Origin of the sequence: Minwuia thermotolerans (genome assembly GCF_002924445.1) — a bacterium.
GTDB classification, from domain to species: domain Bacteria; phylum Pseudomonadota; class Alphaproteobacteria; order Minwuiales; family Minwuiaceae; genus Minwuia; species Minwuia thermotolerans.
The window spans coordinates 177,999-195,926 of sequence record NZ_PIGG01000031.1; the positions used below are offsets into that span (position 1 = coordinate 177,999).

The following is a 17,928-nucleotide window of genomic DNA, read 5'->3' on the forward strand; positions in this document are numbered from 1 at the left end:
CCCCGCTTGCGAGGCTTTGTCAAAGGCGGGTTCGCTCGCCCCCTCCGGGAGCCCCAAACGCATGATCGTGCTGCGCATTCTTGGTTATCTGCTGCTTCTGGCGGGAATCACCGCGCTGGGAGTGGAGATCCTCAATTCGCTGGAAGCCGGCGAATGGGCGATCCTGAGCGCCGGCGAGATCTGGGCGCGGATCGACCGGGAGAGCCTGCGGGCGACGCAGGTCGGACTGGAGCGCTACATACATCCCTACCTCTGGGATCCGATCATGCTCAATATCGTCCTGGCCCCGGCCTGGCTGGTGCTCGGCCTGCCCGGCCTCATCCTGATCCTGCTTGCCCGCCGGCGGCGTTCGCGGCGGATGTTCAGCTAGCCCACCGGCGCTGGGTCTCGTGAGCGGAACTAGCGTGACGCCTGAGATCATTTCGTTCGACAACTTCGCCGGAACGCCGGAACATGTCGCGAACATGCTCATCAGGAGGGCGAGATGGCCGAACACCCGACACGAACCGGCGGATGCCACTGCGGCGCCGTCAGCTACCGGATCGACGGCCCGGTCCGCGACATCATCGCCTGCCATTGCGGACAGTGCCGCAAGACCACGGGACATTATCTCCCCGCCGCTTCGGTCAACCGGCGTCATTTCTCCATGACCGAGGACCGCGGGCTGAAATGGTATCGCGCCAGCGAATCCGCCGGACGCGGCTTCTGCACGGAGTGCGGATCGTCGCTGTTCTGGCTCGGAGACGGCTCGGAGCACATATCCATCGTCGCGGGCACGCTGGACGATGCCACGGGCCTGAAGCTGCAGGGTCACATCTTTACCGCGACCAAGGGCGCGTACTACGAACTGGAGCCGGACCTGCCCTCCTGGCCGGCAGGCGATGGCGGCGCCTTCCCGATGCCGGAGTGAGGCCTCAGGCCTTCAGCGCGCCGGCGACCTCGGCGACGCGGCGGCCGATTGCCTCCAGCGACTCGCGGGTCGCTTCGTCGGTCACCCGCCCGTCCTCGATCAGCTTGGGCGCGCCGGGGACCGCGCGTTGTTCCGGCAGCACGATCACCCCGATATTGCCGAGAATTGCCCGCACGTGGACCAGCCCGCGCAGGCCGCCCAGCGCCCCGCCCGATCCGGCAACCAGCCCGGCCACCTTGCCGGTGAAGGCATGCAGGCGGTCGCGCCCGTCCACCGGGCGCGAAATCCAGTCGATGGTGTTCTTCAGCAGCGGCGTGACGGAACTGTTGTATTCGGGGCAGCCGATCAGCAGGGCGTCGTGGTCGTCGAAGATGTCCTTGAGCCGCATTGCGGCCTCGGGCAGGCCTTCCCCGGCCTCGATGTCGCCGTTGTAGAGCGGCAGCGGATAGTCAGCGAGCTCCAGCCAGGTTACCGCCGCGCCCGCTGCTTCGGCGCCCTGCGCCGCAGCCTGCGCCAGCACGCGGTTGATCGAGCCGGCGCGGATGCTGCCGGCGAAGGCCAGGACCCGGGCGGCCATCAGTGGCTGAGGATCTGGCTGAGGAACAGCTTGGTGCGGTCGCTCTGCGGATTGGTGAAGAACTCCTCGGGCTCGTTCTGCTCTACGATCTGGCCCTGATCCATGAAGATCACCCTGTTCGCGACCTTGCGCGCGAAGCCCATCTCGTGGGTGACGCAGATCATGGTCATGCCGCTTTCGGCGAGGTCGACCATGACGTCGAGCACTTCCTTGATCATCTCCGGGTCGAGCGCCGACGTCGGCTCGTCGAACAGCATGATGCGCGGATTCATGCACAGTGACCGCGCGATGGCGACACGCTGCTGCTGGCCGCCCGAGAGCTGGCCGGGATACTTGTAGGCCTGGTCGGCGATCTTGACGCGCTCCAGATATTTCAGCGCCTCCTCCTCGGCCTCCTTCTTCGGCGTCTTGCGGACCCAGATCGGCGCCAGGGTGCAGTTCTCGATCACCGAAAGATGCGGGAACAGATTGAAGTGCTGGAAGCACATCCCGACTTCGGAGCGGATCTTGTCGATGTTCTTGATGTCCGAGGACAGCGTCGTGCCATCCACCTCGATGGAACCCTTCTGGTGCTCCTCCAGGGCGTTGATGCAGCGGATGAGCGTCGATTTGCCGGACCCCGACGGCCCGCAAATGACAATGCGCTCCCCGCGATAGACCGTCAGGTTGATGTCGCGAAGGACATGGAAGTCGCCGAACCACTTGTTCATGTCGACGATCTGGATGGCCACCTCGTCGGAGATCTTCATCTGCGAACGGTCGACTTCGCGGTCGATGGACAGGTCGGACATGGTTCGGACTCCCTAGCGGTGACCCGTCTCGAGCTTGCGCTCGAGATACATGGAGTAGCGGGACATGGAGAAGCAGAAGATGAAGTAGAACAGCGCCACGAAGCCGTAGAGCTCCCATACGATACCGTTCCAGTTCTGGTCGGCGCGGATCGGATTGAGAATGCCGACCGGGTCCAGCAGACCGATGATCGAGACCAGTGTGGTGTCCTTGAACAGGCCGATGAAGGTGTTGACGATGCCCGGAATCGAGATCTTCAGCGCCTGGGGCAGAATGATCAGGCGCATGGACTTCCAGTAGTCCAGGCCCAGCGCATCCGCCGCCTCGTACTGACCGCGCGGCAGCGCCGCGAGGCCGCCGCGGATGACTTCGGCCATGTAGGCCGATGCGAAGGCCGTGACCATGATGATGACGCGCAGGATCAGGTCGAACTCGGTATCCGGCGGCAGGAAGTACGACAACAGGACCGAGGCGACGAACAGCAGGGTAATCAGCGGGACGCCGCGGATGAACTCGATGAACCCGGTGCAGAACGCCTTGATGATCAGCAGGTTGGACTGCCGTCCCAGCGCCAGGCAGATGCCGATGGGCAGGGAGCCCGCGATGCCGGTGAAGCCGAGGATAAGCGACAGCAGGAAACCGCCGATCCGGGCCGATTCCACCGGCTCCAGACCGATGTTCACGATGGAGGTCAGGAGGTCGTCGAGCGGCACGACGAGGAACAGCCACCAAAGCACCGCGGCGATAATGGCCAGCCCGACGGACGTCAGGAAGGCCACGCCCTCATCCATCACGTTCGCCAGCGCGCGCGAGCCGTACTGGACGATCAGGAACCCGATTCCGAGAGCCGCGGCGACCAGGACGGGCCCCCAGATGCTGCCGCCCCAGATCAGCCAGTAGGCGATCAGCGGATAGGCCGCAGAGAGGATAAGCAGCTTCCGTGGGGCGGAGCTGAACAGCACCGGATAGAGTGAGACGAAAAGCAGCGCGAAGGTGAGCGAGGGCCGCCAGCGCAGATGGTCGGGATAGAAGCCGAAGAAGAACTGCAGCCAGCGTTCGTTGATGACCGCGAGACAGGCGCCGTCGTCGATCTCCCGGCAGTTCGAGAGCGAACTCGCATTCCATACGGAATCGAGGAACAGCCAGGGGGTTATCCCGGCCATTACCAGGTAGATGACGTAGAGCCCCAGCAGGGTGAGGATGGTGTTGAAGACGCCGGAGAACAGGTTGGTCCGCAGCCAGGCGATGGCGCCCGACTCGCTCCTGGGCGGCGGGGCGGCCGGTATCTGCTTGTCGGCGACGAAGCGGGCGGTGTGTTCCTGGACCATCCTACCGCTCCCTCAGCTTCACGCGCTCGTTGTAAGCGTTCATCACCGCGGAGATGCTGAGCGAAACGACCAGGTAGAAGGACATCAGCAACAGCATGGTCTCCATTTCGCGGCCGGTCTGATTCAGCGTGATGCCGCCCAGAGTGCCGGTCGCGTCCATGTAGCCCACGGCGATGGCCAGCGACGAGTTCTTGGTCAGGTTCAGATACTGACTGATCAGCGGCGGGACGATGACTCTCAGCGCCTGGGGCAGGATGACCAGGTTCATGGTCCGGTTCGGCCTGAGGCCGAGGGCGAACGCCGCCTCGGTCTGGCCCTTGCTGACGGAGAGGATACCGGCCCGGACGATCTCGGCGACGAAGGCGCCGGTATAGATCGACAGCGCCAGCCACAGCCCGATCAGGCTGTCGCGCATGAAGATGCCGCCCTGGAAATTGAAGCCACGGAGCACCGGGTCTTCCAGCGTGATCGGCATGCCGGCGATGAAATAGAGCAGCAGCGCGGGCAGGAAGAACAGCGCGAGATTGATACGGAACACCGGAAGGATCTGGCCGGTGGCGTCCTGGCGCTTGCGCGCCCACCGGCTGAAGAACCAGATCGCGACGCATGAAATCAGGAAACCGACGACGACGACCGTGGACCCCTCCCCGAAGACCGGGATGGGAATGTAGAAGCCCCGGTTGGTCAGGAACACGGATTCCCACAGATAGCCCGACATCCCGTCCTCGCCCCGATAGGCGGCGGGCGGCGGCAGGGTCTCGTTGATCGCGGCGACGACGATCAGGATCCAGATCAGCACCGGCACGTTGCGGAAGCTCTCGATGTAGACGGTCATCAGGCGCGCGATGAGCCAGTTCTTCGACAGCCTGAGCACGCCCGCGATCACGCCGACGACGGTCGCGGTGATGCAGCCGAGGACAGCGACCAGTAGGGTATTGAGAATGCCGACCAGCGCCGCCCGGCCGTGGGTTGAGGTCGAGTCGTAGTCGATCAGGCGCTGGTTGATGTCGTAGGACGCTGTCTCCCACAGAAAGCCGAACTCGAACGTCTTTCCCAGCCGTTCGAGATTGACCACGGCGTTGTTCAACAGCCAGGCGAAGGCCAGCATGATCACGATGAGCGCGAAGATCTGGATCGTGTAGGATCTGTAGCGCGTGTCGTAGATGAGCTGGCTGAACCGGAACCCCTCTTCCGGCCGATCGGCGCTCACGGACATGCCTCACCCTCTCGAAAACTTTGGCAAGCCTGAAAAAAACTAAACAATAAGATAAGAAAAAAGGCGCGCCCTTTTCAGGAGCGCGCCTTTTTCCGGACCGCTTAGCGGAACGGCGGGGCGTAGAGAATACCGCCCTTCGTCCACAACTGGTTCAGGCCGCGGGACAGCCCGATCGGCGTGCTTTCGCCGACATATTTCTCGAAGATCTCGCCGTAGTTGCCATTGGCGGCGATGGCCTTCACGGCCCAGTCATTCGGCAGGCCGAGCATCGCGCCATAGCTGCCTTCGGTACCCAGCAGGCGGTTGACCTCGGGGTCTTCGGTGCCCCCGGCCTTCTCCATCACGTTCGCCTTGGTAATGCCCTTCTCCTCGGCGATGATCAGCGCGTTCAGCACCCAGCGGCCGACGTCGGCCCATGCCGAGTCACCGTGACGGACCAGCGGGCCCAGCGGCTCCTTGGAGATGATCTCGGGCAGGATGATGTGCTCGCCCGGGTTCTCGAAGGTGGCGCGGGTCGCGGCCAGGCCGGAGGCGTCGGTGGTGTAGACGTCGCAGGCGTTGGCCAGATACTTCTGCTGCGCCTCGGCGTTGGTCTCGATCGGGACCGGCTCGTAGCTCATGTTGTTGGCGCGGAAGAAGTCGGCCAGGTTGAGCTCGGTGGTGGTGCCGGTCTGGATGCACACGGTCGCGCCGTCCAGTTCCTTCGCCGACTTCACGCCCAGCCCCTTGCGGGTCATGAAGCCCTGACCGTCATAATAGTTCACGCCCAGGAAGGTGAACTTCAGGTCGACGTCGCGGCTCAGCGTCCAGGTCGTGTTGCGGTAGAGGATATCCACCTCGCCCGAGGCCAGCGCGGTGAAGCGCGTCTTGCCGGTCGTCGGCGTGAACTTGATCGCTTCGCTGTCGCCGAAGATCGCTGCGGCGGTCGCGCGGCAGAACGCCACGTCGAAGCCGTCCCAGTTGCCATTGGCGTCGGTGAATGCGAAGCCGGCGAGGCCGGTGGAAACGCCGCACTGAACGAAGCCCTTGTTCTTCACGTCGTCCAGCGTCGCCGCCTGTGCGGCCGCGGACACCGCCAGTGCGGCGGTCGCGGCCAGGATAGCGCCTTTGAGTTTCATGTTACCTGATTGCTCCCTGTGAAAGTTTGACTCCCGCCCAGATCAAATGCGCTCGGACCCCTGCCCTTCCGGGAGTTTGACCGAACCACATCGTTTCGCGGGTGCGGTAACCGACCAAAAGCCTATGTCCGCTCCCCCTGCAACACAACAGTCATTTCAACGGCAGACGCGCTCTGCCAATATCCGCGCGAAGTTCAATCCGGGAGGCAGACAAGCGTAGAAATGAAGCAGGACACGAAGATCGTCAGCGCCGGACGCGATCCGGAGGCAAATCTGGGCATCGTCAATCCGCCCGTCTATCACACCTCCACGATCCTGCAGCCAAGTCTTGGAGAGATGCGCCGGAAGGGGGAAGCACGGGCCCGCGGCGAGTCAGTCACGATGTACGGACGCATCGGTCACCCCACCTCCCTGGCCCTCGAGGATGCGATGGCCGAGATCGAGGGCGGTTACCGCTGTTTCGCCTTTCCCTCCGGCCTCGCCGCGATCGCGACGGCGCTGACGGCCTATGTCGGGTCCGGCGATCACGTGCTGGTGACAGACAGCGTCTATCGCCCGACGCGCAGTTATTGCGACGGGCTGCTGAAGCGGATGGGCGTGGAGACGACCTACTACGATCCGCTGATCGGCGGCGGCATTGCGGACCTGATCCAGGAAAACACGAAGATCGTCTACGTCGAGGCGCCCGGCTCGCAGACCTTCGAGATGCAGGACATTCCCGCGATCGCGGAGGCCGCCCACGCCGCCGGCGCCATCGTGATGATGGACAACACCTGGGCGACACCGCTCTATTTCCGGCCCTTCGAGAAGGGCGTCGACGTCTCGATCCATGCAGGCACGAAGTACATCGTGGGCCATTCGGACGCGATGCTGGGACTGGTCACCACGACAGAGACGGCCTGGAATCCGTTGCGCGCGACGGCGCAGATGCTGGGTCAGTGCGTCGGCCCTGACGACGTCTATCTGGGCCTGCGCGGACTGCGCACGCTTTCGGTCCGGCTGGAGCGCCACATGAAGAACGGCCTCGAGATCGCCCGCTGGCTGGAGGAACGACCTGAAGTGGACCGGGTGCTGCACCCCGGCCTGCCCGGCCATCCCGGCCATGACATCTGGAAGCGCGATTTCCTCGGCGCCTCGGGACTGTTCTCCATCGTGCTGAAGGAAGGCCATGACGATGACGCCCTGGCCCGGATGATCGACGGCTACGAGCTGTTCGGACTGGGCGCGAGCTGGGGCGGCTACGAGAGCCTGGTGATCAGCCAGAAACCGGAGCAATACCGCACCGCCACCCCCTGGCGTGGCCCCGGCCCGCTGGTGCGCTACCATATAGGCCTTGAGGATCCGGACGACCTCAGGGAAGACCTGTCGAAAGGGTTTGCGCGGCTCGGGAGCTAGAACATGCGGAAATTGGCACTGGCGCTTCTGATGATCTGCCACGCCGCCCCGGCGGCGGCGGCGGACGTCACCGTCTTCGCTTCGGCCAGTCTGGAGGAAGTCGTCGAGATGCTGGCCGAATCCTTCGAAGACCGCACCGGCGAGAAGGTGGGCATCACCCTGGCCGGGCGTTCGGCGCTGACCCGCCAGTCCCGGCGCGGACCGTCCACCGACATCATCATTTCCGCCGACATCCAGTGGCTGGACCGCCTGGAGGACGGCAAGGCCATCATGGCCCCGAGCCGCCGGGTAATCGCGGGAAACCGCCTGGTGCTGGTGGCGCGCTCCGACGACGCCGACGCAGCGGCAACCATCGAGGCCGCGTTGAGCGAGGGGGGCCGCGGCATGATTGCCATTGCCGACCCGTCCAACGCGCCGGGCGGGCAGCGTGCCCGCGAGGCGCTGCGGGAACTCGGGCTCTGGGACACGCTGAAAGCGCGCACGGCTCAAGCCGGCGACACCCGCGAGGTCATCCGCTTCGTGCAGCGCCGTGTGGCCCGTTACGGCATTGCCTATCACACCGACGCGCTGGCCTTCGAGGACATCAAGGAAGTCGCCGCCTTCGCCGAGGAGCTGCATGACCCGATCCGCTACGAACTCGCGCTGACCTTCCAGGGTCAGGCGCTGAACCGTGAGCTGTCATCGCGCTTCGTGGAACATGTGCTGAGTCCGGCCGGCTTCGAAATCCTCGCTGCGGCGGGCTTCATTCCCTGCCCGGATGGCTGCTGAGGCGGCCGGCGGCGTTCAGCGCGGCGTCAGTTCCGGGGTGGTCAGCTTGTCGGCGCGGATCGCGAGGGCGTCGCGGTCCCAGATATAGAGACTCTTGCCCTTCTTCTTTACCAGACCTTCCTGGGAAAGCTGGCTGATCACGCGGGCCACCGTCTCGCGCGTGGTGCTGGCGCGCGCCGCGATATTGCTCTGGGTCGGCAGGGGATAGATCACCCAGGTCTCGGGGGTCACCGGATCCGCCTCGGCCAGGCGCAGCAGCTCCAGATAGACGCGCTGCACCGCGCCGAGGGTGGAGAGATCCATGATGCGCTCGTCGCAGGTGCGGATGATCTTCGCCAGGCGGTGGAGCAGCGCCATCGACGCCTCGGGGCGGGATATCACGAAGTCCATGAACACCTGCGGGGCGATCTGCGCCAGCACGCACGTGCCCTGGGCGACCGCCGAGGCCGACCGCGGCAGGCCGTCGATGGCCGCCAACTCGCCGAAATAGCCGCCCTGACGGACCGTCGCATAGGCGATCTCGCGGCCGGAAGTCGAATAGTTGACGATCTGAACCTGGCCTTCGACGACGAACATCACGTCCCGGGAATCGCTGTTGCGGTCGAGGACCTGTTCGCCGTTCTTGAAGCGCCGCCAGGTACAGCGCCGTTCCAGCGTGGCCACTTCCGCCTCGGGCAGTCCCTTCAGGAGCTCGCACCCGGCCAGGGAGCCTATGGTCTGTTGCTGAGACATGCCGACTGATCCACCCCGCATTGCCGTCTGTCACGCCCGGACGATTCGCGGCCCCAACAGCCGTGATCATTATAGCCGGTTGCGCGTCCGTGTCCGCTCCCTTGTCGGTGATGGTGGATGCGGTACGCGGCTGCGCCGAATCCGTACCAGACCGTATCAGTCCGGGCCAGACGAAACATCTTGCCGACAATTGTTGCCGGAACCGCGCCGTTTTCCTCCGGCGCGTCTGTCACATGAGCGTGATAGGCGAGAATTCGGGCCCTCGCCGTTCTCCGCTGTGACTTGGGTCACAGTCTGGCATGGCCGCGTTGTCCGACTATTGTCTTGCGCCTTCCCGGAGCAATCCGGGAAACCCAAAACGCCAACTCGAAAGCCTCGGCCCGGTTCTCCGGCCCGGGGCTTTTTTCGCAGGGCCGCCGGCCCCCTTGGCGCTCCCGATTGTCGAGCCTGCCCGGCCCATGCTACAGCGTCGCGTCCTTCGGCGGATGCGGAACCCCCATGACGGAAAAGCAGGAGACGGAGCCGGCGGCCGACGCCCCGGCCGGAAGCGAGGCGGAGAAGCTTCGCCTGACGCCGTCCAGACAGTTCCCCAACTGGCTCGCCGAACAGGGCGTCAGTCTGGCATTCACGACCTATCAGGCGGGAAAGCTGTTTCTGATCGGACTCAACGCAGACGGGCGGCTGTCGATCTTCGAACGCACCTTCAACCGCTGCATGGGGCTCTGGACCGACAGCCAGACGATCTGGATGAGTTCGCTCTACCAGATCTGGCGGATGGAGAACGTGCTCCCCGCCGGCGAGACCTATCGCGGCCATGACCGGCTGTTCGTGCCCCAGGTCGGCTACACCACCGGCGATATCGACGTCCATGACATGGCGGTCGACCGCGACGGACGCCTGGTCTTCGCCGCAACGCTTTTCGGCTGTCTGGCGACGCTCAGCGAAAGCCATTCCTTCAAGCCCCTCTGGAAGCCTCCCTTCCTCAGCAAGCTGGCGGCGGAGGACCGTTGCCATCTCAACGGCCTGGCGATGCGCGATGGCCGCCCGCGCTACGTCACGGCGGTCAGCCGCTCCGACGTCGCCGACGGCTGGCGCGACCGCCGCACGGATGGCGGCGTGGTCGTCGACGTCGACAACGGCGAGATCGTCGCGGACGGCCTGTCGATGCCGCACAGCCCGCGCTGGCATGACGGCCGGCTCTGGCTGTCCAATGCGGGAACCGGCGAGTTCGGGTATATCGACCCGAAGTCCGGCCGCTTCGAACCGGTGACGTTCTGTCCCGGCTTCCTGCGAGGCGCGACGATCGTCGGCGACTTCGCCGTGGTCGGACTGAGCTTGCCGCGCGAGAACCAGGCCTTCACCGGGCTGGCGCTGGACGAGAAACTGAAGGGCGCGGATGCCGAAGCCCGCTGCGCGCTCTATGTCATCGACCTGAAGAGCGGCGACGTGGTGCACTGGCTGCGCATCGAGGGCGTGGTCCAGGAACTCTACGACGTGGCGGCGCTGCCCGGCGTGCGGCGGCCCATGGCGATCGGATTCATGACCGACGAGATCCGGCGGGTGCTGACGGTCGACGACAGCGACTGGCCGGACCGGATCGAGAACAAGGGGGAGAAGGACTGAACATGGCGGACAGGAAACCAGGCATTGCGGTCATCGGCGGCTCCGGCGACCTTGGGTCGGGACTGGCGCTGCGCTGGGCGCGCGCGGGCTATCCGGTGATCATCGGCTCGCGCACCGAGGAGAAGGCGGTTGCCGCCGCAGAGAACATCCGCGAACGCATTCCCGGCGCGGAGGCTTCAGGCATGGAGAACAGCGCCGCGGCGGCGGCCGGCGAGATCGTCGTCATGACGGTACCCTTCAGCAATCACCGCCCGACGCTCGAAGCCGTGCGCGACGCCGTGCAGGGCAAGATCTTCGTCGACGTGACCGTGCCGCTGGTGCCGCCGAAGGTGAGCCGCGTGCAGATGCCGCCCGAGGGTTCCGCCGGCAAGCTGGCGCAGGAGATACTTGGCCCCGAAGTGCAGGTGGTTTCCGCCTTCCAGAACGTGGCCGCTGACCATCTCGCCGATCTCGAACACGACCCGGATTGCGACGTCCTGGTGGCCGGCAACGCGGTCGCCGCGCGCGAGCAGGTGATCGAACTGGTCGAGGCCTGCGGTATGAAGGGCTGGCATGTCGGGCCAATCGACAACGCCGCGGTCGCCGAAGCCCTGACGTCGGTGCTGATCTTCATGAACAAGCGCTACAAGAGCCCGGGCGCCGGCATCCGCATCACCAATATCCCCGGGGCCGACTGACCGGCCATGCCGCAACGCCTCGAGGTCATCGGTCTGTCCGGCCTGCCGGAGGTCCGGGCGGGCGACGACCTGCCCGGACTTCTGCGGCAGGCCGCCGATGCCGCAGGCGGATTCTCTGAGGGTGACATACTCGTCGTCGCCCAGAAGATCGTCTCGAAGGCCGAGAACCGCTTCGTCGACCTGCGCACGGTGACGCCCGGCGAACGAGCCATCAGGGTGGCGCGCCACTGCGACAAGGATCCCAGGCAGGTCGAGGTCATCCTCTCCGAGAGCACGGAGATCGTGCGCCACCGGCCCGGCGTGCTGATCGTGCGCCACCGGCTGGGCCATGTGCTCGCCAATGCCGGTATCGACGCCTCCAACGTCCCCCAGCGGGACGGTTCGGAGTTCGTCCTGCTGCTGCCCCGCGACCCGGACGCGAGCGCCGAGGCGATCCGCAGGAGCGCCGGGGCGCGTATCGGCGTCGTCATCAACGACAGTCCGGGCCGCGCCTGGCGCGCGGGCTCGGTCGGCATCGCCATCGGCTGCGCCGGCGTGAAGACGGTCGCCGACCTGCGCGGACAGACGGACCGCGACGGCCGGACGATGCAGGCGAGCGAACTCGCCATCGCCGACGAACTGGCGGCCGCGGCTTCCATCGTCATGGGCCAGGCCGCCGAAGGCGTGCCGGCCGCGATCGTCCGTGGCGCGGGCGACATGCTGGGCGAAGGCCGCGCCGCTGACCTGGTTCGCGACCGTGAAATGGATCTGTTCCGATGAGCGAGCCGAATGTGGTCTATCTGTCGGGCGGCGTCGGCGGGGCAAAGCTCGCGCTGGGCCTCTCGCACCTGCTGCCGCCCGAACGACTGACCATCGTCGCCAATACCGGCGACGATTTCGAGCATCTGGGCTTTCCGGTCTGCCCGGATATCGACACGCTGGTCTACACCCTTTCCGGTCTCGCCAATCCCGCTCTCGGCTGGGGACGGCGCGACGAGACCTCCGCCTTCATGGAAACCCTGCGCCAGCTTGGCGGGCCCGACTGGTTCTTCCTCGGCGACCGTGACCTTGCCATGCACGCCGAGCGCCGCCGGCGTGCGGCCGACGGGCATGACCTGACCGAAATCACCGCAGCTCTGGCGCAGGCTCTGGGCGTCGAACATCCGATCCTGCCCATGACCGACGAGCCGGCGCCGACAATCGTCGAGACGGTCGACGGCCCCCTCGCCTTCCAGGACTATTTCGTTCGATTGCGCGCGGCCCCCCCCGTCACAGGCTTCACGCTGCATGGCGGGCATATGGCTGCGCCCTCGAAGGCGGTTCTCGATGCCATCCGGGCCGCCGACCTGATCGTGGTCGGGCCATCCAACCCCTATATCTCGATCGACCCGATCCTGAAGCTCGCCGGCATGGACGCCGCGCTGCGCGAGGCTTCGGCCCCCATCGCGGTGATTTCCCCCATCGTCGGCGGCAAGGCCATCAAGGGGCCCACGGCGAAGATGATGGCCGAACTCGGCCGGGAATCGTCAGTAGCGGGCGTCGCGGCGCATTACGGCGCTCTGGCCTCCGTTCTCGTGATCGACGCGGCCGACGCGGATCAGGCCGCCGGACTCGCGGAGCTCGTTCCCCGCGTCTCGGTCACCAACACGGTCATGCGCACGCTGGAGGACAGGGTCGCGCTGGCGCGCCATGTCCTCGGGCTTCGGGATCCGTGAGGCTCGGGCCAAGAAGCATTCGGCAGACCGGCGACGACAGGCCGGTCGACAACCTGCTGCAGTTCGTCTGGCGGATGAGCGGTCACCACCAGATCTGGCTGTGCCTTCTGGCGCTGACCGTCGCGGCCCTGAGCATGGCGCCGCTGGAACTGCAGCGGCGCATCGTCAACCAGGCGCTGGACAAGGCGGACCTGGAGCACCTGCTGTTCCTCGGCGGTCTGTTCCTCGCCGTGGTCGTGCTGTCAGGATTGCTGAAATTCACGCTGCGCATGTACCAGGGCTGGATCAGCGAGAGCGCCATCCGCTATGGCCGCGGTCATCTGCTGCGGCTCTATCGTGAGAAACCCCACGAGGACAATCACGAGTCCGGCCGCGCCGTCTCCATCATCAGCGCCGAGATGGACAAGCTCGGCAGCTTCGTCGGCGAAGGCCTGTCCCAGCCGGTCGCCAATCTGGGCATGCTGGTCGCGATCCTCGGCTACATGCTGGTGGTCGAGCCGCTGGTCGCCCTGCTCGGCGCGGTCCTGCTGGTGCCGCAGGCGCTGCTGGTCCCCGTCGCCCAGCGCCGTATCAACCGCCTGATCGAGCGCCGTCTCGAGACCATGCGCGACCTCAGCGACGTCATCGGCGAGGACGCGCGCGACGCCGGCGCCGAGGCGAAGATCGACCGGCTCTACGGCAACCGCATGAAGACCTTCCTGGTGAAATTCGCCATGAAGGGCCTGATCAACCTGATGAACGGCCTCGCACCGCTGGGCGTGCTGATCTTCGGCGGCATCATGGTGATCCGCGACGAGACCAGCGTCGGCGTCATCGTCGCCTTCATTTCCGGCTTCGAGCGGATGGGCAATCCGCTGAGGGAACTGCTGAACTACTACCGCGTCGCCGCACAGGCGACGGTCCAGCACCGCATGATTGCGCGCTGGATGTAGCTGCTGGCGCGGCCCGGCCAGCTTCGTTATTGGTTGGCACAATGCAGTTCTACGGGCAGGAAGCAGCACCATGATCCCGAACCAGTACCCGACCCTCAATTTCTATCTCGGCGAGACCGCGGACATGATCCGCGACACCGTGGCCAGCTTCGCCGGCGACCGTGTGGCGCCGCGCGCCGAGGAGATCGACCGCACCAACCAGTTCCCGCGGGATCTCTGGCCGGAGATGGGCGCGCTCGGCCTGCTCGGCATGACGGTCGAGGAGGAATATGGCGGCTCCGGCCTCGGCTATCTGGAGCACGTCGTCGCGATGGAGGAAATCAGCCGCGCCTCCGGCTCCGTCGGCCTCAGCTATGGCGCGCATTCCAATCTCTGCGTCAACCAGATCCGCTTGAACGGCACCGAAGAACAGCGCCGGAAATATCTGCCGAAACTCGTCTCCGGCGAACATCTGGGCGCGCTGGCCATGTCGGAACCCGGCGCCGGCTCCGATGTCGTCGGCATGAAGCTCCGCGCCGAGAAGAAGGGCGACCGCTTCGTCCTCAACGGCAACAAGTTCTGGATCACCAACGGCCCCGACGCCGACACGCTGGTGGTCTACGCCAAGACCGAACCGGACAAGGGCCCGCGCGGCATCACCGCCTTCATCATCGAGAAGGGCTTCAAGGGTTTCTCCACGGCGCAGAAGCTGGACAAGCTCGGCATGCGCGGCTCGGATACGGGTGAGCTGGTCTTCGAGGACTGCGAGGTGCCGGAGGACAACATTCTGGGCGGGCTGAACCAGGGCGCGCGCGTTCTGATGTCGGGCCTGGACTATGAGCGCGCGGTGCTGGCCGCCGGGCCGCTGGGCATCATGCAGGCCTGCATGGACGCCGTGATTCCCTATGTTCACGAACGCAAGCAGTTCGGTCAGGCGATCGGCGAGTTCCAGCTCATGCAGGGCAAGATCGCCGACATGTACACGACGATGAACGCCTCCCGCGCCTACGTCTATGCGGTGGCACAGGCCTGCGACCGCGGCGAGGTCACCCGCTACGACGCCGCCGGCTGCATCCTCTACGCCGCCGAGAAGGCGACCTGGATGGCGCTTGAGGCGATCCAGGCGCTGGGGGGCAACGGCTACATCAACGACTATCCGACCGGCCGCTACCTGCGAGACGCCAAGCTCTACGAGATCGGCGCCGGCACATCGGAAATCCGGCGGATGCTGATCGGCCGCGAGCTGTTCGAGAAGAGCGCCTGAGGCCGCCCGCGATGACCGGACTGATCCTCGCCATCGACCAGGGCACCACCTCCAGCCGCGCCATCCTGTTCGATGCCGACACCGCGGTCGTCGCCGTGGCGCAGCAGGAATTCCGCCAGCACTTCCCGCGTTCCGGCTGGGTGGAGCACGACCCGGAGGATCTCTGGCGATCGACCGTGGAGACCTGCCGCGAGGCGATGAAGACGGCTGGCGTGGACGCCGGCGGCATCGCCGCGATCGGTATCACCAACCAGCGTGAAACGACCGTGGTCTGGGAACGCGAGACGGGACGCGTCATACACAACGCCATCGTCTGGCAGGACCGCCGCACGGCGGGCTTCTGCCAGAAACTGAAGGCGGACGGGCACGAGGATATGGTGGCGGCAAGGACCGGCCTGCTGCTGGACCCCTATTTCTCCGGCACCAAGATCGCCTGGATACTGAACAACGTGGAGGGCGCGCGCGGACGGGCCGAGCGCGGCGAACTGCTTTTCGGCACCGTCGATACCTGGCTGCTCTGGCGGCTCACCGGCGGACGGGTCCACGCCACCGACGCGACCAACGCCAGCCGGACGCTGCTCTATGGCATCCGTTCGGGCGAGTGGGACGACGAGCTCTGCGCGCTGATCGGCGTGCCGCGCGCCATGCTGCCCGAAGTCCGGGACTCGTCGGGCCTTTTCGGGGAGACGGAAGCCGATCTGTTCGGCGGGGCGATTCCGGTGGCCGGTATCGCCGGCGACCAGCAGGCCGCGACGGTGGGCCAGGCCTGCTTCCGGCCGGGCATGATGAAGTCGACCTACGGCACCGGCTGCTTCGCCCTGCTCAACACGGGCGAGACGCCGGTGCCCTCGAAGAACCGCCTGCTGACCACGGTGGCCTACCAGCTGAACGGCCGGCGGACCTACGCCCTGGAAGGCTCGATCTTCGTCGCCGGCGCGGCGGTGCAGTGGCTGCGCGACGGTCTCGGCATCATCGGCTCGGCGCCGGAAAGCGGCGCCCTCGCCCGCCAGGCGGACCCGGCGCAGGAGGTCTATCTGGTGCCGGCCTTCACCGGACTTGGCGCGCCTTACTGGGATGCCGACGCGCGCGGCGCGCTGTTCGGCCTGACCCGCGGCACGGGACCGGCGGAGCTGGCGCGCGCGGCGCTGGAATCCGTCTGCTACCAGACCCGCGACCTGTTGGAAGCCATGCGCGGCGACTGGCCGGAAGCGGCGTCGAAGGAAACGGTGCTGCGCGTCGACGGCGGCATGGTCGCCAGCGACTGGACCATGCAGTGCCTGGCCGACATGCTGGGCGCGCCCGTCGACCGGCCAGAGGTGCTCGAGACGACGGCGCTGGGCGCGGCCTATCTCGCCGGCCTGCACGCCGGCATCTACCCCGAACCCGACCGCTTCGCCGAAGGCTGGCGGCTGCAGCACCGCTTCGACCCGCAGATGGCCGAGGCCGAGCGGGCGCGCAAATACGCCGGCTGGCAGGACGCCGTCAGGCGCACGCTGACGGCGTAGGTCAGACCCATGCCGGAATACTGTCTCCCTTGGACTTGATCCAAGGGCCCGGTACGGCAGCTCTCCAGACTGGGTCCCGGGGTCAAGCCCCAGGAAGCCAAGGCGTTAAACCAGATGACGGAAACTGCTAGTTCCCCGGGCCGGCCAGCACGGTGATGGCGCAGGTGGCTTCCTCGAAGCGGTAGACGCCGCCGCCGTTCTCGGCGATGGCGTGGCGCGCGCCCTCGACCTGGCGGCCCCCGGCCTCGCCGCGGAGCTGGCCGACCAGTTCGTAGATCTGCCCCAGGCCCGTGGCGCCGATGGGATGGCCCTTGGATTCGAGGCCGCCCGAGGGGTTGACCGGCACCCGCCCGCCCAGGCGGGTCTCTCCGGCTTCCGCCGCGCGGCCGCCGTCGCCGAATTCGCAGAGCCCGAGGTTTTCCACCTGCTGCAGTTCGCCCATCGCCGTCGCGTCGTGCACCTCGGCGACGTCGATGGCGTCCGGGCCGAAGCCCGCCATGTCATAGGCCCTCTTCGCGGCGAGATGGGTGATGTGCCGGCGGTAGTCGTCGGGCTCCCGGTCGACGCCGGTGCCCATGACCGAGGCGGCGACGCGCACCGCGCGGGCCTTCTCGAAGCGGTCGAGCAGGTCGCCGGAAACCAGGATCGCCGCCGCCGCGCCATCGGAGATCGGCGAGCACATGGGCAGGGTCAGCGGCCAGGACACGATCCGCGCCGCCATCACCTCTTCCACCGAGATGTCGTTGCGATACTGGGACTTCGGGTTCAGCGTCGAGTGGAAATGGTTCTTGGCGGCGACATGGGCGAGCTGCGCCTGGGTCGTCCCGAAGGTCTTCATGTGAAACTTCGCCCAGCTGGCGTAGACGTCCATGAAGGGGCTGCGCTGGGAGTTCGGCAGCACGGCGTCGGCCGGCGTCTCGACCCCTGCCCCCAGCGCGTTCAGCCGCTCGAAGGTCGCCGCGCGGTCGTGCACGTCGATGGCGCCGTCGAAGATCTCGAAGCTGCGCGCCTTGTCCTCGTGGTACATCTTGTCCGCCCCGACCGCGAGGGCGATGCCGCATGTGCCGGCCCTGATCGCCGTATAGGCGGCGTTGAAGGCCGTCGACGCGCTGGCGCAGGCGTTCTCCACATTCGCCATCGGAATGCCCTGGAAGCCCATCTCGCGCAGCGCGATCTCGCCGGGGACGAGATACTGGCCTTCGAGCACGCCCTGGGTGGTGTTGGAGAACCAGGCCGCCTCCACGTCGCCCACACCCAGACCGCCGTCGGCGAGCGCCTCGTCCACTGCCTCCCGCGTGAGTTGTTTCACCGATTTCTCGAGAAAACGCCCGAACGGCGTCATTCCGATCCCGACGACATAGACCTCGGTCATTGCGGCCTCCCCAAACTTGTACGCCTGCGTACCATATCGCATGATGGAT

Annotated in this window: 18 protein-coding genes; 11 read left to right on the plus strand and 7 right to left on the minus strand. The window is 66.2% G+C overall.

From position 1 onward, the window contains the following. Positions 1 to 61 precede the first annotated feature (61 nt). Positions 62 to 370 (plus strand): hypothetical protein, encoded by a 309-nt coding sequence (locus CWC60_RS08715; protein ID WP_109793609.1) that lies wholly within the window; start codon positions 62 to 64, stop codon positions 368 to 370. Between the two features lie 114 nt (positions 371 to 484). Then, on the plus strand, positions 485 to 910 hold the full coding sequence (locus CWC60_RS08720; protein ID WP_109793610.1) for a GFA family protein: 426 nt from the start codon (positions 485 to 487) through the stop codon (positions 908 to 910). Between the two features lie 4 nt (positions 911 to 914). Here the strand turns inward: CWC60_RS08720 and CWC60_RS08725 are convergent, their stop codons facing one another. The 5 genes from CWC60_RS08725 to CWC60_RS08745 form a co-directional block, all read right to left on the minus strand. Beyond that, positions 915 to 1,487, minus strand: a complete 573-nt coding sequence (locus CWC60_RS08725) for an NADPH-dependent FMN reductase (RefSeq protein WP_109793611.1) — start codon at positions 1,485 to 1,487, stop codon at positions 915 to 917. Then, positions 1,487 to 2,278 carry an amino acid ABC transporter ATP-binding protein gene (locus tag CWC60_RS08730; protein WP_109793612.1) on the minus strand — a complete coding sequence of 264 codons (792 nt, stop codon included), beginning with the start codon at positions 2,276 to 2,278 and terminating at the stop codon, positions 1,487 to 1,489. The genes CWC60_RS08725 and CWC60_RS08730 overlap by 1 nt, the downstream gene beginning before the upstream one ends. Before the next feature lie 12 nt (positions 2,279 to 2,290). Beyond that, positions 2,291 to 3,604: an amino acid ABC transporter permease gene (locus CWC60_RS08735; RefSeq protein WP_109793613.1), complete on the minus strand. Its 1,314-nt coding sequence runs from the start codon at positions 3,602 to 3,604 to the stop codon at positions 2,291 to 2,293. Position 3,605: 1 nt separating this feature from the next. Next, the gene (locus tag CWC60_RS08740; RefSeq protein WP_109793614.1) at positions 3,606 to 4,820 is read right to left on the minus strand and encodes an amino acid ABC transporter permease; all 1,215 of its coding nucleotides are present in this window, start codon (positions 4,818 to 4,820) and stop codon (positions 3,606 to 3,608) included. 101 nt (positions 4,821 to 4,921) lie between these two features. Beyond that, on the minus strand, positions 4,922 to 5,938 hold the full coding sequence (locus CWC60_RS08745; RefSeq protein WP_109793615.1) for an amino acid ABC transporter substrate-binding protein: 1,017 nt from the start codon (positions 5,936 to 5,938) through the stop codon (positions 4,922 to 4,924). 222 nt (positions 5,939 to 6,160) lie between these two features. Here CWC60_RS08745 and metC point away from each other — a divergent pair, with 222 nt between their 5' ends. After that, positions 6,161 to 7,333, plus strand: a complete 1,173-nt coding sequence (metC, locus tag CWC60_RS08750) for a cystathionine beta-lyase (RefSeq protein ID WP_109793616.1) — start codon at positions 6,161 to 6,163, stop codon at positions 7,331 to 7,333. A 3-nt stretch (positions 7,334 to 7,336) separates the two neighbouring features. Then, a complete protein-coding gene (modA, locus tag CWC60_RS08755; protein WP_109793617.1) occupies positions 7,337 to 8,101 on the plus strand; it encodes a molybdate ABC transporter substrate-binding protein in 765 nt (254 codons plus the stop codon). Between the two features lie 15 nt (positions 8,102 to 8,116). Here modA and CWC60_RS08760 read toward each other — a convergent pair whose 3' ends face one another. Continuing rightward, complete coding sequence (locus tag CWC60_RS08760; RefSeq protein WP_164516443.1) at positions 8,117 to 8,833, minus strand: Crp/Fnr family transcriptional regulator; 717 nt, start codon at positions 8,831 to 8,833, stop codon at positions 8,117 to 8,119. Between the two features lie 498 nt (positions 8,834 to 9,331). Here CWC60_RS08760 and CWC60_RS08765 point away from each other — a divergent pair, with 498 nt between their 5' ends. From CWC60_RS08765 to glpK, 7 genes are all read left to right on the plus strand, one after another. Next, the gene (locus tag CWC60_RS08765) at positions 9,332 to 10,456 is read left to right on the plus strand and encodes a TIGR03032 family protein (RefSeq protein ID WP_109793619.1); all 1,125 of its coding nucleotides are present in this window, start codon (positions 9,332 to 9,334) and stop codon (positions 10,454 to 10,456) included. A gap of 2 nt (positions 10,457 to 10,458) precedes the next feature. Continuing rightward, a complete protein-coding gene (npdG, locus tag CWC60_RS08770) occupies positions 10,459 to 11,133 on the plus strand; it encodes an NADPH-dependent F420 reductase (protein ID WP_109793620.1) in 675 nt (224 codons plus the stop codon). A gap of 6 nt (positions 11,134 to 11,139) precedes the next feature. Further along, positions 11,140 to 11,892 (plus strand): coenzyme F420-0:L-glutamate ligase, encoded by a 753-nt coding sequence (cofE, locus tag CWC60_RS08775; RefSeq protein WP_109793621.1) that lies wholly within the window; start codon positions 11,140 to 11,142, stop codon positions 11,890 to 11,892. After that, positions 11,889 to 12,827 carry a 2-phospho-L-lactate transferase gene (cofD, locus tag CWC60_RS08780; protein WP_109793622.1) on the plus strand — a complete coding sequence of 313 codons (939 nt, stop codon included), beginning with the start codon at positions 11,889 to 11,891 and terminating at the stop codon, positions 12,825 to 12,827. Before cofE ends, cofD begins: the two co-directional genes overlap by 4 nt. Continuing rightward, on the plus strand, positions 12,824 to 13,759 hold the full coding sequence (locus tag CWC60_RS08785; protein WP_206419844.1) for an ABC transporter transmembrane domain-containing protein: 936 nt from the start codon (positions 12,824 to 12,826) through the stop codon (positions 13,757 to 13,759). The genes cofD and CWC60_RS08785 overlap by 4 nt, the downstream gene beginning before the upstream one ends. Positions 13,760 to 13,829: 70 nt before the next feature. After that, on the plus strand, positions 13,830 to 15,002 hold the full coding sequence (locus CWC60_RS08790) for an isovaleryl-CoA dehydrogenase (RefSeq protein ID WP_109793623.1): 1,173 nt from the start codon (positions 13,830 to 13,832) through the stop codon (positions 15,000 to 15,002). Between the two features lie 11 nt (positions 15,003 to 15,013). Continuing rightward, positions 15,014 to 16,507 (plus strand): glycerol kinase GlpK, encoded by a 1,494-nt coding sequence (glpK, locus tag CWC60_RS08795; RefSeq protein WP_109793624.1) that lies wholly within the window; start codon positions 15,014 to 15,016, stop codon positions 16,505 to 16,507. Between the two features lie 127 nt (positions 16,508 to 16,634). Here glpK and CWC60_RS08800 read toward each other — a convergent pair whose 3' ends face one another. Continuing rightward, on the minus strand, positions 16,635 to 17,879 hold the full coding sequence (locus CWC60_RS08800; RefSeq protein ID WP_109793625.1) for a thiolase family protein: 1,245 nt from the start codon (positions 17,877 to 17,879) through the stop codon (positions 16,635 to 16,637). Positions 17,880 to 17,928: the final 49 nt, after the last annotated feature.